The sequence below is a fragment of the Streptomyces sp. NPDC101110 genome (genome assembly GCF_044759525.1).
Taxonomy (GTDB): domain Bacteria; phylum Actinomycetota; class Actinomycetes; order Streptomycetales; family Streptomycetaceae; genus Streptomyces.
On record NZ_JBIVZM010000012.1, the window covers coordinates 122,624 to 135,177 of the forward strand.

13 protein-coding genes and 5 tRNA genes are annotated in these 12,554 nt (G+C 69.5%); 15 read left to right on the plus strand and 3 right to left on the minus strand.

Going from position 1 to position 12,554, the window contains the following annotated elements; all coding sequences use genetic code 11:
- Positions 1-94: 94 nt before the first annotated feature.
- The 8 genes from ACIQU3_RS26375 to ACIQU3_RS26410 all read left to right on the plus strand — a co-directional run bounded on the left by ACIQU3_RS26375 (position 95) and on the right by ACIQU3_RS26410 (position 4,038).
- Positions 95-871 carry a fumarylacetoacetate hydrolase family protein gene (locus tag ACIQU3_RS26375; protein WP_403736787.1) on the plus strand — a complete coding sequence of 259 codons (777 nt, stop codon included), beginning with the start codon at positions 95-97 and terminating at the stop codon, positions 869-871.
- Positions 864-2,348, plus strand: coding sequence for a glutamate--tRNA ligase (gene gltX / locus ACIQU3_RS26380; protein ID WP_403736784.1), 1,485 nt, complete (start codon positions 864-866; stop codon positions 2,346-2,348). Before ACIQU3_RS26375 ends, gltX begins: the two co-directional genes overlap by 8 nt.
- A 389-nt stretch (positions 2,349-2,737) precedes the next feature.
- Positions 2,738-3,469 (plus strand): HAD family hydrolase, encoded by a 732-nt coding sequence (locus tag ACIQU3_RS26385; protein WP_403736781.1) that lies wholly within the window; start codon positions 2,738-2,740, stop codon positions 3,467-3,469.
- A 90-nt stretch (positions 3,470-3,559) separates the two neighbouring features.
- Positions 3,560-3,631: transfer RNA gene (locus tag ACIQU3_RS26390), tRNA-Gln, on the plus strand.
- 21 nt (positions 3,632-3,652) lie between these two features.
- Positions 3,653-3,725, plus strand: a tRNA-Glu gene (locus tag ACIQU3_RS26395).
- A 47-nt stretch (positions 3,726-3,772) separates the two neighbouring features.
- Positions 3,773-3,845, plus strand: a tRNA-Glu gene (locus tag ACIQU3_RS26400).
- Positions 3,846-3,865: 20 nt separating this feature from the next.
- Positions 3,866-3,937, plus strand: a tRNA-Gln gene (locus tag ACIQU3_RS26405).
- A gap of 28 nt (positions 3,938-3,965) precedes the next feature.
- A tRNA-Glu gene (locus tag ACIQU3_RS26410) sits at positions 3,966-4,038 on the plus strand.
- A gap of 183 nt (positions 4,039-4,221) precedes the next feature.
- On the opposite strand, the gene ndgR is transcribed toward ACIQU3_RS26410, so the two are convergent.
- A complete protein-coding gene (ndgR, locus tag ACIQU3_RS26415; protein ID WP_403736778.1) occupies positions 4,222-4,938 on the minus strand; it encodes an IclR family transcriptional regulator NdgR in 717 nt (238 codons plus the stop codon).
- A gap of 195 nt (positions 4,939-5,133) precedes the next feature.
- Here ndgR and leuC point away from each other — a divergent pair, with 195 nt between their 5' ends.
- The 4 genes from leuC to ACIQU3_RS26435 all read left to right on the plus strand — a co-directional run bounded on the left by leuC (position 5,134) and on the right by ACIQU3_RS26435 (position 8,446).
- Complete coding sequence (leuC, locus tag ACIQU3_RS26420) at positions 5,134-6,561, plus strand: 3-isopropylmalate dehydratase large subunit (RefSeq protein WP_403736772.1); 1,428 nt, start codon at positions 5,134-5,136, stop codon at positions 6,559-6,561.
- Positions 6,562-6,567: 6 nt separating this feature from the next.
- The gene (gene leuD, locus ACIQU3_RS26425) at positions 6,568-7,161 is read left to right on the plus strand and encodes a 3-isopropylmalate dehydratase small subunit (protein ID WP_403736769.1); all 594 of its coding nucleotides are present in this window, start codon (positions 6,568-6,570) and stop codon (positions 7,159-7,161) included.
- 276 nt (positions 7,162-7,437) lie between these two features.
- The gene (locus ACIQU3_RS26430; protein WP_234848395.1) at positions 7,438-7,668 is read left to right on the plus strand and encodes a hypothetical protein; all 231 of its coding nucleotides are present in this window, start codon (positions 7,438-7,440) and stop codon (positions 7,666-7,668) included.
- Between the two features lie 136 nt (positions 7,669-7,804).
- Positions 7,805-8,446 (plus strand): HU family DNA-binding protein, encoded by a 642-nt coding sequence (locus ACIQU3_RS26435; protein ID WP_030851950.1) that lies wholly within the window; start codon positions 7,805-7,807, stop codon positions 8,444-8,446.
- 71 nt (positions 8,447-8,517) lie between these two features.
- Here the strand turns inward: ACIQU3_RS26435 and ACIQU3_RS26440 are convergent, their stop codons facing one another.
- Positions 8,518-8,721, minus strand: a complete 204-nt coding sequence (locus tag ACIQU3_RS26440; RefSeq protein WP_033313194.1) for a hypothetical protein — start codon at positions 8,719-8,721, stop codon at positions 8,518-8,520.
- 9 nt (positions 8,722-8,730) lie between these two features.
- Positions 8,731-9,369: a 2-phospho-L-lactate guanylyltransferase gene (gene cofC, locus ACIQU3_RS26445; protein WP_403928052.1), complete on the minus strand. Its 639-nt coding sequence runs from the start codon at positions 9,367-9,369 to the stop codon at positions 8,731-8,733.
- Positions 9,370-9,527: 158 nt separating this feature from the next.
- Here cofC and ACIQU3_RS26450 point away from each other — a divergent pair, with 158 nt between their 5' ends.
- From ACIQU3_RS26450 to ACIQU3_RS26460, 3 genes are read left to right on the plus strand one after another with little or no spacing between them, the layout of a single operon-like run.
- Positions 9,528-10,319: a lysophospholipid acyltransferase family protein gene (locus tag ACIQU3_RS26450; protein ID WP_403736759.1), complete on the plus strand. Its 792-nt coding sequence runs from the start codon at positions 9,528-9,530 to the stop codon at positions 10,317-10,319.
- Positions 10,316-11,326 (plus strand): NAD(P)H-dependent glycerol-3-phosphate dehydrogenase, encoded by a 1,011-nt coding sequence (locus ACIQU3_RS26455; RefSeq protein ID WP_366711296.1) that lies wholly within the window; start codon positions 10,316-10,318, stop codon positions 11,324-11,326. Before ACIQU3_RS26450 ends, ACIQU3_RS26455 begins: the two co-directional genes overlap by 4 nt.
- A 58-nt stretch (positions 11,327-11,384) precedes the next feature.
- Complete coding sequence (locus ACIQU3_RS26460; RefSeq protein ID WP_403928055.1) at positions 11,385-12,542, plus strand: D-alanine--D-alanine ligase family protein; 1,158 nt, start codon at positions 11,385-11,387, stop codon at positions 12,540-12,542.
- Positions 12,543-12,554: the final 12 nt, after the last annotated feature.

Sequence of the window (12,554 nt, forward strand, 5' to 3'; positions counted from 1 at the left end):
GCGCCCCCGCATATTGCGCGGGGGTGAGATCCCCTCCCCGCGTTAGCCTGGACCGTCAGACTCCAGCCGCTTCAGTCAAGGGGCCAAGCAACCCGTGCGCATCGCCAGGTTCTCCATCGACGGGAACGTCGCCTTCGGCGCCATCGAGGGCGACAAGCAGGACGAACTCGTCCTGAACATCATCAAGGGCATCCCGTTCGCGGACTTCGAGCTCTCCGGCACGAAGGTGCCGGTCGGCAAGGTCAGGCTGCTGCCGCCCGTGCTCCCCAACAAGGTCGTGGCCTTCGGCCGCAACTACGCGGAGCACGCGCGCGAGCTGGGCAACGAGGTGCCCGAGGCCCCCTTCGCCTTCTTCAAGCCGTCCACCTCGGTGATCGGCCCCGGCGACGAGATCCAGTACCCCTCGTTCTCCGAGGAGGTCCACCACGAGGCCGAGCTGGCCGTGGTCATCGGCCGGATGTGCCGCGAGGTCCCGCGCGAACGCGTCAAGGACGTGATCTTCGGCTACACCTGCGCCAACGACATCACCGCCCGCGACGTGCAGAAGCGCGAGAAGCAGTGGGCCCGGGCGAAGGGCTTCGACAGCTCCTGCCCGCTCGGCCCCTGGGTGGAGACGGACCTGGACGCGAGCGACCTCACCATCCAGCTCACGGTCAACGGCCAGCAGCGCCAGCTCGGCCGCACCAGCGAGATGATCCACTCCATCGAGGACCTGATCGTCAACATCTCCGAGGCCATGACGCTGCTCCCCGGCGACGTGATCCTCACGGGCACCCCGGCTGGGGTCGGCCCCCTGAACGTCGGCGACGAGGTCGCCGTCACCATCGAAGGCATCGGCACTCTCACCAACAAGGTTGTCAAGCGTGGCTAGCGCATCCGGCTCCCCAGTACGCGTCCGTTTCTGTCCCTCGCCCACCGGTAACCCCCACGTGGGCCTGGTCCGCACCGCCCTGTTCAACTGGGCGTTCGCCAAGCACCACCAGGGCACCCTGGTCTTCCGCATCGAGGACACCGACGCCGCCCGCGACTCGGAGGAGTCCTACACCCAGCTCCTCGACTCGATGCGCTGGCTGGGCTTCGACTGGGACGAGGGCCCCGAGGTCGGCGGCCCGCACGCGCCGTACCGCCAGTCGCAGCGCATGGACCTCTACAAGGACGTCGCCCAGAAGCTGCTCGACGCCGGCCACGCCTACCGCTGCTACTGCTCCCAGGAGGAGCTGGACACCCGCCGCGAGGCCGCCCGCGCCGCCGGCAAGCCGTCCGGCTACGACGGCCACTGCCGTGCGCTGTCCGACGCCCAGGTCGAGGAGTACAAGGCCCAGGGCCGCGAGCCGATCGTCCGCTTCCGGATGCCCGACGAGACGATCACCTTCACCGACCTGGTTCGCGGCGAGCTGACCTTCACCCCGGAGAACGTCCCGGACTACGGCATCGTCCGCGCCAACGGCGCCCCGCTGTACACGCTGGTCAACCCGGTCGACGACGCCCTGATGGAGATCACCCACGTCCTGCGCGGCGAGGACCTGCTCTCCTCCACCCCCCGCCAGATCGCCCTCTACAAGGCGCTGATCGAACTCGGCATCGCCAAGGAGATCCCGTCCTTCGGCCACCTGCCGTACGTGATGGGCGAGGGCAACAAGAAGCTCTCCAAGCGCGACCCGCAGTCCTCCCTCAACCTCTACCGGGAGCGCGGCTTCCTCCCCGAGGGCCTGCTCAACTACCTCTCGCTGCTCGGCTGGTCCCTCTCGGCCGACCAGGACGTCTTCTCGATCGACGAGATGATCGCGGCGTTCGAGATCTCCGACGTGCAGCCCAACCCGGCCCGCTTCGACCTGAAGAAGTGCGAGGCCATCAACGGCGATCACATCCGCCTGCTGGACGTGAAGGACTTCACCGAGCGCTGCCGCCCCTGGCTCCAGGCCCCGTTCGCCCCCTGGGCGCCGGAGGCCTTCGACGAGGCGAAGTGGCAGGCCGTCGCGCCGCACGCGCAGACCCGCCTCAAGGTCCTCTCCGAGATCACCGACAACGTCGACTTCCTGTTCCTGCCGGAGCCGGCCGAGGACGAGGCCTCCTGGGCCAAGGCGATGAAGGAGGGCTCGGACGCCCTGCTGCGCACGGCCCGCGAGAAGCTCGAGGCCGCCGACTGGACCTCCGCCGAGTCGCTCAAGGAGGCCGTCCTGGCCGCCGGCGAAGCACACGGCCTGAAGCTCGGCAAGGCCCAGGCCCCCGTGCGCGTCGCCGTCACCGGCCGCACGGTCGGTCTGCCGCTGTTCGAGTCCCTCGAGATCCTGGGCAAGGAGACCACCCTGGCCCGGATCGACGCGGCACTGGCGAAGCTGGCCGCGTAACGCGCGACATCGCACACCGCGAGGGCGGCGTCCGCTTCGGGCGCCGCCCTCGCCGTGTCCTCCCCGTCTCACCCGGAGTTCACCCGTCCGGCCAACTCGCCCATCAGAAGCGGACGTCGGATGCCTGCTGTGCATCCTCGGCGGCACGTAGGGCGAGCTCTCGATCTGCCCTCAGAGGCGTCCCCACCTCGCCCCTGGCACGGCTGACGGCCCGGCTCCACTCGCCGTCCGTGATCGGCAGGTCCTTCCCCTGGGCGCCGGTCGGGCAGCTGGACGAATCCGCCGCCTGGACCCCGGCCCTCACCACCGCGGCGACCGGCGCCCCACCCCGCGCTCTCCGTCGCCCCGGGCCCGGGCTGAGAGCGGCACGCGGTGGGTACGGTCGGAGCATGAGCATCCTCGCCGTGGTCTGGGACGTCGACGACACCCTCTTCGACTACACCACCGCCGACCGGCTCGGCATGCGCGCCCACCTCACGGCCGAGGGCCTGCTCGGCCGCTACGACAGCGCCGAGCAGGCCGTCGATCACTGGCGGAAGACCACCGAACAGCAATGGGCGCGTTTCTCGGCCGGCGAGACCACCTTCGAGGGCCAGCGGCGCGACCGCGTCCGGGCGTTCCTGGACCAGGACCTCACCGACACCCAGGCCGACGCCTGGTTCCAGCGGTACGTCACCCACTACGAGGCGGTCTGGGCCCTTTTCCCGGACGTCCTGCCCGTCCTCGACGTCCTCTCCGCCAGCCACCGGCACGCCGTGCTCTCCAACTCCAGCCTCCACGTCCAGGACCGCAAGCTGCGCGCCCTCGGCGTCCACGACCGTTTCGAGACCATCCTGTGCGCGGCCGAGCTCGGCGTCTCCAAGCCCGAGGCCGGGGCGTTCCTCGCGGCCTGCGAATTCCTCGGGCTTCCGCCGCACCAGGTCGCCTACGTCGGTGACCATCCGGAGATCGACGGACGCGGCGCCGCCGACGCGGGACTGCTGTCGGTGTGGATCGACCGCGGCGGCCTGTACGCCACGATCGAACCGCCCGTCGGGCCGCACCGCATCGCCTCCCTCGCCGAACTGCCGTCTCTGCTGGGCTCCGATACTCGTTTTGGAGCCCCGTCCACCTTCGGGTAATGTTCTTCCTGCGCCGCGGGGAGCGGGCCGGAAGGCCGGAACCCCAGGCGCAAAGCTAGAACACGAACCCCTCGGGGGATTGCGTTCCAGTGGCCTATGGTGTAATTGGCAGCACGACTGATTCTGGTTCAGTTAGTCTTGGTTCGAGTCCAGGTAGGCCAGCTCGCAGAGCTCATCTGCATCGCCCCCGTTGTGTAGCGGCCTAGCACGCTGCCCTCTCAAGGCAGTAGCGCCGGTTCGAATCCGGTCGGGGGTACTGGTTCCGAAGATCGGCAGATCGACGATCAGCTCGGGACTGCTAGGGCCCCCGTTGTGTAGCGGCCTAGCACGCCGCCCTCTCAAGGCGGTAGCGCCGGTTCGAATCCGGTCGGGGGTACTGACTGGTCTAAACCACATTGGTCTATGGTGTAATTGGCAGCACGACTGATTCTGGTTCAGTTAGTCTTGGTTCGAGTCCAGGTAGACCAGCTCGGACCTGCGGAAACGCAGTGTCCAGGCCCCCGTTGTGTAGCGGCCTAGCACGCCGCCCTCTCAAGGCGGTAGCGCCGGTTCGAATCCGGTCGGGGGTACTCACTACGAAGGCCCCTCACCTCGGTGAGGGGCCTTCGTGCATGCCTTGAGGGTGCGGGGAACTGCGCGAACAACCACGGCCGGCCCGCACGCGACGATCAAACCGTCCGTGCCATGGCGTGTGATTCGGGAAAGGCCTGCCGCGGCGTTGAGGCGAGCCCTCCCCGAAACACCTGGTCGCTTCAGCCGGTGCGCCGCAACGCCTCGGACAGACGCCCGGCCGCATCGATCACAGCCTGCGCATGCATCCGCCCCGGATGACGCGTGAGCCGCTCGATCGGCCCGGACACCGACACCGCGGCAACCACCCGGTTCGACGGCCCCCGCACCGGCGCCGACACGGACGCGACGCCCGGCTCCCGCTCGCCGATCGACTGAGCCCAGCCACGCCGCCGCACACCCGACAGGGCCGTCGCCGTGAAGCGCGCCCCCTGCAACCCCCGGTGCAGCCGCTCCGGCTCCTCCCAGGCCAGCAGGATCTGCGCCGAGGAGCCGGCCTTCATCGTGAGCGTGGAACCGACCGGGACGGTGTCCCGAAGGCCGGACAGACGCTCCGCCGCGGCGACACAGATGCGCATGTCGCCCTGGCGGCGATAGAGCTGTGCGCTCTCGCCCGTGATGTCCCGGAGATGTGTGAGCACCGGGCCGGCGGTGGCGAGGAGACGGTCCTCACCCGCGGCCGCGGCGAGCTCGGACAGGCGAGGGCCGAGAATGAAACGGCCCTGCATGTCGCGCGCCACCATGCGGTGGTGTTCCAAGGCCACGGCCAGGCGGTGGGCCGTGGGTCGTGCCAGTCCGGTGGCACCGACCAGACCCGCGAGGGTGGCCGGACCGGACTCCAGAGCGCTCAGGACGAGGGCCGCCTTGTCCAGAACGCCGACGCCGCTACTGTTGTCCATGAAACGATACTCCCGTCTCACTCTGTGAAACGCAAGTTCAATTTTCCGTGGAACGCGCCACCCTGGAATCACGAAGTCACAACGGCCCGTGACGTAAGGGCCTGGCGGTGTGTGCCCGGAATCAGGGGTACGGGCATCGCCTCCTCAAGATCTCTAGTTGGGCCGGCGGATCGTCGTCGGCCGGAGGGAACAGCGATGGGTAGGACACTCGCGGAGAAAGTCTGGGACGACCACGTCGTCCGGCGCGCGGAGGGCGAGCCCGACCTTCTCTTCATCGATCTGCACCTGCTGCACGAGGTGACCAGCCCGCAGGCGTTCGACGGGCTGCGCAAGAGCGGCCGTACGGTGCGGCGGCTGGACCTGACCATCGCGACCGAGGACCACAACACCCCCACCCTCGACATCGACAAGCCGATCGCGGATCCGGTGTCGCGGGTGCAGCTGGAGACGCTGCGCAAGAACGCCGCCGATTTCGGGGTGCGTCTGCACCCGCTGGGCGACGTCGAGCAGGGCGTGGTGCACGTGGTGGGCCCGCAGCTGGGCCTGACCCAGCCCGGCACCACGGTGGTGTGCGGCGACTCGCACACCTCCACCCACGGCGCGTTCGGCGCGCTGGCGTTCGGCATCGGCACCTCGCAGGTCGAGCACGTCCTGGCCACCCAGACGCTGCCGATGACCCGGCCCAAGACCATGGCGATCACGGTCAACGGCGAACTGCCCGAGGGCGTCACCGCCAAGGACCTGATCCTGGCGATCATCGCGAGGATCGGCACCGGCGGCGGTCAGGGCTACGTCCTGGAGTACCGCGGTGAGGCCATCGAGAAGCTGTCGATGGAAGCGCGGATGACCATCTGCAACATGTCGATCGAGGCCGGTGCCCGCGCGGGCATGATCGCCCCCGACGAGACCACCTTCGCCTACCTCCAGGGCCGCCCGCACGCCCCCGAGGGCGCCGACTGGGACGCCGCCGTCGCCTATTGGAAGACCCTGCGCACGGACGAGGACGCCGAGTTCGACGCCGAGGTGGTCATCGAGGCCGGTGAGCTGTCGCCGTTCGTGACCTGGGGCACCAACCCGGGGCAGGGCGCGCCGCTTTCGGCGAACGTCCCCGATCCTGCTTCGTACGAAGACGCATCGGAGCGCTACGCCGCCGAAAAGGCCCTGGAGTACATGGGGTTGGAGGCCGGCCAGCCGCTGCGTTCCATCACGGTGGACACCGTCTTCGTAGGCTCGTGCACCAACGGCCGTATCGAGGACCTGCGCGCCGCCGCGGAGCTGCTGAAGGGCCGCAAAGTCGCCGACGGGGTACGGATGCTGGTCGTGCCCGGCTCGGCGCGGGTGGGTCTGCAGGCCGTCTCCGAGGGCCTGGACGTGGTGTTCAAGGAGGCAGGCGCCGAATGGCGGCACGCGGGCTGCTCGATGTGCCTGGGCATGAACCCCGACCAGCTCGCCCCCGGTGAGCGCTCGGCGTCCACCTCCAACCGCAACTTCGAAGGCCGGCAGGGCAAGGGCGGCCGCACCCACCTGGTCTCCCCGCAGGTCGCCGCCGCCACCGCCGTCCTGGGTCACCTGGCCTCCCCGGCCGACCTGTCCGCCGACGCCGTCACGCCCGCTGGAGTCTGATCAGTCATGGAAGCCTTCACCACCCACACCGGCCGGGCCGTCCCGCTGCGCCGCAGCAACGTGGACACCGACCAGATCATCCCCGCCCACTGGCTCAAGAAGGTCACGCGCGACGGGTTCGAGGACGGGCTGTTCGAGGCCTGGCGCAAGGACGCGTCGTTCGTGCTCAACCAGCCCGAACGGCAGGGCGCGACCGTGCTGGTCGCGGGCCCCGACTTCGGCACCGGGTCCTCCCGTGAGCACGCCGTCTGGGCGCTGCAGAACTACGGCTTCAAGGCCGTGATCTCCTCCCGCTTCGCCGACATCTTCCGCGGCAACTCGCTCAAGAACGGCCTGCTCACGGTCGTTCTGGAGCAGGAGACCGTGGACGCGCTGTGGGAGCTCACCGAGAAGGACCCGCAGGCCGAGATCACCGTCGACCTGGAGAGCCGCGAGGTGCGCGCGGAGGGCATCACCGCCGCCTTCGAGCTGGACGAGAACTCCCGCTGGCGGCTGCTGAACGGCCTCGACGACATCTCGATCACCCTGCAGAGCGAGGCGGACATCGCCGCGTACGAGGCGAAGCGCCCCGCGTTCAAGCCGCGGACGCTCCCGGTCTGACCCGGGCACGGTCGGCTGCCTGAGAACAAGGCGACTTTCGGCCACCGCAACACCCCCTCTGTACCCCCGATCAGCCCGATCGGGGGTACAGCCGTGTCTGCACCCGAACGGCCCTGCCGACCCGCTGTTCAGCTGCCAACTTCCCACGTTAAGCAGGTGGTTGCTGGGGTACGCGAGGGGTACAGCCGTGACTTCCACGTATGCCGGGAAGGCCGTCAGAGGCGGCAGTTGTCCCCTGCGCAGGCGACAACTCGCCCCAGATGGCACAATCTGTGCATGGAACACGACGGCCAACTCGAGCTCTATGCGGCAGTCGCGGACCAACTCAAGGAAGCGCACACAAGAGTGCGCGCACTGCAAGTCCCGGAGGGCGTACGGATGGCGCTGACCCGGAAGCTGCTGGTCATTACGGCCGCGGCCAAGCACGATCTCGCCGACGCGGCAAGACGGCTGGAGCGGTTCAATGCGGACCTCGACGAGGGACGTCTCCCCGACGAGGAACGCTGAACCCTTCGACACCGTCGAGTTCGTTGCGGCACAAGGGTGATAAGCCCGTTTCGTGTTTGATTTGCGGTATATATCTGCCTAACGTGCGAAAAAGCTTGAACACTTTCGTTCTGGCGATGTCTCCGAAGGGGAAGACGTGAACAAGGCGCAGCTCGTAGAAGCGATTGCCGACAAGATGGGCGGCCGCCAGCAGGCCGCCGACGCTGTCGACCATGTCCTGGACGCCATCGTCCGCGCGGTCGTCTCGGGTGAGCGGGTCTCGGTCACCGGCTTCGGTTCGTTCGAGAAGGTCGACCGCCCCGCCCGGTACGCCCGTAACCCCCAGACGGGCGAGAGGGTTCGGGTCAAGAAGACCTCCGTTCCGCGCTTCCGCGCCGGTCAGGGCTTCAAGGACCTGGTCAGCGGCTCGAAGAAGCTGCCGCGAGGCGGCGAGGTCTCCGTCAAGAAGGCGCCGAAGGGCAGCCTGACCGGCGGTGCCGGTGCGACGGTCAAGAAGGCCGCCGCGAAGAAGGCGACCACCAAGTCGGCCGCCGCGAAGAAGACCACCGCGAAGAAGACGACGGCGAAGAAGGCCACGACGAAGACCGCGGCAGCGAAGAAGACCACCGCGAAGAAGGCGCCCGCCAAGAAGACCACGGCGACGTCCAAGACCACCGCCGCGAAGAAGACGACCGCGAAGAAGGCCCCGGCGAAGAAGGCCACGGCCAAGAAGGCCCCCGCCAAGAAGTCGACGGCGCGCAAGACCACCGCCAAGAAGACCACCGCCCGCAAGAAGTAGGGGCACTGGGGTATTCACGCGCCGGGCCGGACTCCGCACGGAGTCCGGCCCGCGGCGTGTTCAGCGTGTGCTCAGAGGGTCTGGAGGGTCACCAGAGTGATCCTCGGCGCATCCTTGGCGCCCTCCACCTCGATGCGGACCCGCTGGCCCGGGCGCAGCAGTCTGAGCCCCCCCGCGTCGAACGCCGCCGCGTCGAAGGGCACCGGGGTGCCGTCGTCCAGGAGCACCTGCCCACTGCGGCTCTCGGGGTCGTACGTGTACGCGGTCGCCTGCATGGCCGCAGCCTACTGCCCGGGAATCAGCAACCGCGCGGCGGCCGCGGCCGTATGAGGGCCCACCCCCAGGGCCAGCGCGCTGCGCAGGTCGTCGCCGGTGTCCACGTCCTGGCGTACGGAATCCACCGCGGAGAGGGACAGTTCCACGGCTCCCGACGCGCGGTGCCGGGCCCTGGAGTCCGCGCCGAAGGCCGGGCGCAATTCCCGGCCCGGGGCGGCGGCCAGCAAGGTCGTGCCGATTGCGGCCGCGTCCGGGAGAAAAGCGCGCGGGAATTCGGCGGCGGCATCGAGTACCCGGGACAATTCCGCGGGGCGCAGAGCCGGCAGATCGGCGTTCAGTGCGGCCACCGCCCGGGCCGGGCGGACGGACCGTACCGACCGCGTCGCGTGTGCGAGGGCGGCGTTGAGACCGCCGCCCGGCTCGTCGGGGATGATCCCCGCGCCCAGTGCGGCCAGCTCACGGCCCGCCCGGGCGTCGTCCGTGACGACTGCCACATCCCCCACCCCCGGGCAGGCCAGTGCGGCCGCCACCGTGTCCTGTGCGAAGGCCAGCGCCAGGTCCGGCCGCAGCCCGTCGTCCGCGGTGTCCGCAAGCCTGCTCTTGGCCTTGGCCAGGGGCTTCAGGGGTACGACCAGGGTCCACTGCACGGGGGTTCCGCCCTCCTCTTGTCGCGGTCATTGTCACCCGGGGCATCGGGCGGGCGGCGTGCCGGGGCGTACGGTGTTCTCGACAGACCGGCGGCCTGGGGCGACACTTGTGCGGCCCCCCGTGGCCCCGGCTTCAGGCCCTAGAGGAAGGTGTCCGCGTGCCCCGCCGCAGAATCGGCTTCTGGTACCGCTTCGCCGCGGTGATCTGCAAACCGCCGCTGGTGGTTCTGCTCAAGCGGGACTGGCGTGGAATGGAGCACATTCCGGCAGAGGGTGGATTTATCACCGCGGTGAACCACAATTCGCACATCGACCCCTTCGCTTATGCGCATTTTCAGTACAACACCGGGCGTGTCCCTCGATTCCTCGCGAAGAGCGGGCTTTTCAAGAAGGGATTCGTCGGGGCCGCGATGCGGGGCACCGGGCAGATCCCCGTCTACCGCGAGAGCACGGACGCGCTGAGCGCCTTCCGGGCCGCGATCGAGGCCGTGGACCGCGGGGAATGCGTCGCCTTCTACCCGGAGGGCACCCTCACCCGCGACCCGGACGGCTGGCCCATGACCGCCAAGACCGGGGCCGCGCGCGTCGCCCTGCAGACCAAGTGCCCGGTGATCCCCGTGGCGCAGTGGGGCTGCAACGAGTTGCTGCCGCCGTACGCGAAGAAGCCGCATCTGCTGCCGCGCAAGACGCACCGGGTGCTCGCCGGGCCGCCCGTGGACCTCGCGCGGTTCTACGACCGGGAGATGACCGCGGAGCTGCTGAAGGAGGCCACGGAGGTCATCATGGCCGCCGTCACCGCCCAGCTGGAGCAGATCCGCGGCGAGAAGGCGCCCGAGACGCCGTACGACCCGCGCCGCGAGCGGATCGAGCAGCGGCGCCGCACACAGGCACAGACGCAGACGCACCAGAGGCCCGGGCAGACCGTGCAGGAAGAGGGGCTGGGCAAGTGAGCAAGCCGGTCAAGGCGGCGGTCCTGAGCGCCGGTTCGTGGGGCACGGCCTTCGGCATGGTGCTCGCCGACGCGGGGTGCGAGGTGACCCTGTGGGGGCGCCGCCCGGAAGTCGTGGAGGCGATCAACTCCACGCGGACCAATCCCGACTACTTCCCGGGCGTCGAGCTCCCGGAGAACGTCCGGGCCACCACCGATCCCGCCGAGGCCGCGGCGGACGCCGACTTCACGGTGCTGTCGGTCCCCTCGCAGACCCTGCGTGGCAACCTCGCCGAGTGGAGCCCGCTGCTGGCCCCCGACACGGTCCTGGTGTCGCTGATGAAGGGCGTCGAACTCGGCTCCGCGATGCGGATGAGCGAGGTCATCGACGACGTCGCCAAGGTCGGCCCGGAACGGATCGCCGTGGTCACGGGGCCCAACCTGGCGCGGGAGATCGCCGCACGGATGCCCGCCGCGGCCGTGGTCGCCTGCACCGACGAGGCCGTCGCCCAGCGGCTCCAGGCCGCCTGCCACACGCCGTACTTCCGCCCGTACACCAATACGGACGTGGTGGGTTGCGAACTGGGCGGAGCCGTGAAGAACGTCATCGGCCTCGCCGTCGGCATCGCGGACGGCATGGGACTCGGCGACAACGCCAAGGGCTCCCTCATCACCCGCGGCCTCGCCGAGACCACCCGGCTCGGCATGGCCCTCGGCGCCGATCCGCTGACCTTCTCCGGACTCGCGGGCCTGGGCGACCTGGTGGCCACCTGCTCCTCACCGCTGTCGCGCAACCACACCTTCGGCACCAACCTCGGCAAGGGCATGACCCTCCAGGAGACCATCGCGGTCACCAAGCAGACCGCGGAGGGCGTCAAGTCCTGCGAGTCGGTGCTCGACCTGGCCCGCCGGCACGGCGTCGACATGCCGATCACGGAGACGGTCGTCGGCATCGTGCACGAGGGCAAGCCCCCGGTGGTCGCTCTCAAGGAGCTGATGTCGCGCAGCGCGAAGCCCGAACGACGCTGAGCGACGCGAGGCGGCGGCGCTTACTAGCGGCCCTACCAACGGGTACTCTCAACGCGATATGAGCACCGAGAACCTCCCCCAGAGCCCCGAGCAGCCGCCTCGCAAGCCGCGTGTGGCCGTCGTGTTCGGCGGGCGCAGCTCCGAACACGGGATCTCCGTGGTCACGGCCGGCGCCGTCCTCAAGGCCATCGACCGGACGAAGTACGACGTCCTCCCGATCGGCATCACCCAGGACGGGCGTTGGGCGCTCACGGCGGACGAACCGGAGCGGATGGCGATCGTCGACCGGCGCCCGCCGAGCGTCGACGCCCTCGCCGAGTCCACCGAGGGCGGAGTGATCCTCCCGGTCGACCCCGCCAACCGCGAAGTCGTCTACAGCGAGCCGGGATCGGTCCCCAAGGCGCTCGGCGAGGTCGACGTGGTCTTCCCGGTGCTGCACGGTCCGTACGGCGAGGACGGCACCCTCCAGGGCCTCCTGGAGCTCTCCGGCGTCCCGTACGTGGGTTCGGGTGTGCTCGCCTCGGCCGTGGGCCAGGACAAGGAGTACATGAAGCGGGTGTTCACCTCGTTCGGGCTGAAGGTCGGCCCCTACGTGGTGGTGCGTCCGCGTGAGTGGGAGCAGGATCAGGCGGCCGCCCGCAAGAAGATCGTCGACTTCGCCGGCGAGCACGGCTGGCCGCTGTTCGTGAAGCCCTCGAGGGCCGGATCCTCGATCGGCATCACCAAGGTCGACGACCTCTCCGGCCTCGACGAGGCCGTCGCCGAGGCTCAGCGGCACGACCCGAAGATCCTCGTGGAGGCCGCGCTGCGCGGCCGTGAGATCGAGTGCGGCGTCCTGGAGTTCGAGGACGGCCCCCGGGCCTCCCTGCCCGCGGAGATCCCCCCGCCCGAGGCGCAGGCGTACTACGACTTCGAGGCCAAGTACATCGACTCCACCCCGGGTCTCGTCCCGGCGCCCCTCACCCCCGAGGAGACGGCCGACGTCCAGCGCCTGGCGGTCGACGCGTTCGAGGCGGCGTCCTGCGAGGGCCTGGTGCGTGCGGACTTCTTCCTCACCGAGGACGGCGAGTTCGTGATCAACGAGATCAACACGATGCCCGGCTTCACGCCCATCTCGATGTACCCGCAGATGTGGCAGGCGAGCGGGGTGAGCTACCCGGAGCTCATCGACCGGCTGGTGCAGGCGGCGCTGCGCAGGTCCACGGGCCTGCGGTGAACCCGCTCTGAA

Excerpts from the sequence above, each read along its gene's own strand:
- ACIQU3_RS26385 (WP_403736781.1), top strand. The coding sequence starts at position 2,738 with ATGAGCATCCTCGCCGTGGTCTGGGACGTCGACGACACCCTCTTCGAC.
- ndgR (WP_403736778.1), bottom strand. The coding sequence starts at position 4,938 with ATGGACAACAGTAGCGGCGTCGGCGTTCTGGACAAGGCGGCCCTCGTC.
- leuC (WP_403736772.1), top strand. The coding sequence starts at position 5,134 with ATGGGTAGGACACTCGCGGAGAAAGTCTGGGACGACCACGTCGTCCGG.
- leuD (WP_403736769.1), top strand. The coding sequence starts at position 6,568 with ATGGAAGCCTTCACCACCCACACCGGCCGGGCCGTCCCGCTGCGCCGC.
- ACIQU3_RS26430 (WP_234848395.1), top strand. The coding sequence starts at position 7,438 with ATGGAACACGACGGCCAACTCGAGCTCTATGCGGCAGTCGCGGACCAA.
- ACIQU3_RS26440 (WP_033313194.1), bottom strand. The coding sequence starts at position 8,721 with ATGCAGGCGACCGCGTACACGTACGACCCCGAGAGCCGCAGTGGGCAG.
- ACIQU3_RS26460 (WP_403928055.1), top strand. The coding sequence starts at position 11,385 with ATGAGCACCGAGAACCTCCCCCAGAGCCCCGAGCAGCCGCCTCGCAAG.